Source organism: Bacillus sp. AFS001701, from assembly GCF_002559405.1.
In the GTDB taxonomy this organism is placed as follows: Bacteria; Bacillota; Bacilli; order Bacillales; family Bacillaceae_G; genus Gottfriedia.
In genome coordinates this window covers 1-950 of the sequence record NZ_NTZO01000711.1, presented here as the reverse complement: position 1 = coordinate 950, position 950 = coordinate 1, and the positions used below count along the sequence as shown (strand labels likewise).

General features: G+C 30.2%; 1 protein-coding gene. It reads left to right on the top strand.

The annotated features are described in order from the left end of the window. Window positions 1-132 precede the first annotated feature (132 nt). Window positions 133-804 (top strand): adaptor protein MecA, encoded by a 672-nt coding sequence (mecA, locus tag CN514_RS24795; protein WP_098234833.1) that lies wholly within the window; start codon window positions 133-135, stop codon window positions 802-804. Window positions 805-950: the final 146 nt, after the last annotated feature.

Below are 950 nucleotides of genomic sequence, written 5' to 3'. Positions count from 1 at the left end.
GCTAAATTTTTAAGAGTATTTTTCTAATTTACTATTTCAGAATTTTATATTTAACATAAATTTCTTTTACTTTATTTATTCTATATCGTCTAACGCAATTACTTGTTGTTCATTAAAGGAGGGGGAAAACAAATGGAAATAGAAAGAATTAATGAAAATACGTTTAAGTTCTCCATATCCTACTTAGACATCGAGGAGAGAGGTTTCTCTAAAGATGAAGTATGGTTAGATCGAGAAAGAAGTGAAGAGCTTTTCTGGGAATTAATTGATGAAGCGCATTTGACTGAGGAATTCATTGCTGGTGGCCCCCTATGGATTCAGGTACAGGCACTAGACAAGGGTTTAGAGGTTGTTGTAACAAAAGCTGTGATTTCTAAAGACGGCAAAAAAGTAGAAGTGAATTTAGGTGAAGGAGAAAAGAATTTAGAAATTCCATTTATCTCTGTAGATGATGACGATGATTCAGAAGAAGATGATGATGATGATATTTTTGAATCGATGGATGAAGAGGAAACTGAACTGATTCTATCCTTTAAAAATCTTGAAGACATTATTTCTTTATCGCATGCTGTTAATCAAGAATTATTTGAAACCACACTTTATTCCTTCCAAGATTATTACTATCTTTATGTTAAATTTGAAGAAGAATTGCTTGATGAAGTTCAAGTTGATTACTTATCATCAATGTTACTTGAATATGGTCATCGTTCAAAAGTAACTATACATGTTTTAGAGGAATACGGAAAATTGATTTATGAAAAAACAGCTTTACCTCATTTTAAATCAATTTTTCCATTATTGTAATAGCCGATGCCTTAGGGATCGGTTTCTTTTCTTTATAAAGGAGAATATTGATGCAATTTCGATTAAAGATTTTAATATTTTTAACAATTGTTGTATGCATTTTATACTTTGCTTCTCCAACTATTAAATTCATTTGGTTAATGAAT

Bases quoted from the DNA above. Each gene is read 5' to 3' on its own strand.
- mecA (WP_098234833.1), top strand. From the start codon at position 133: ATGGAAATAGAAAGAATTAATGAAAATACGTTTAAGTTCTCCATATCC.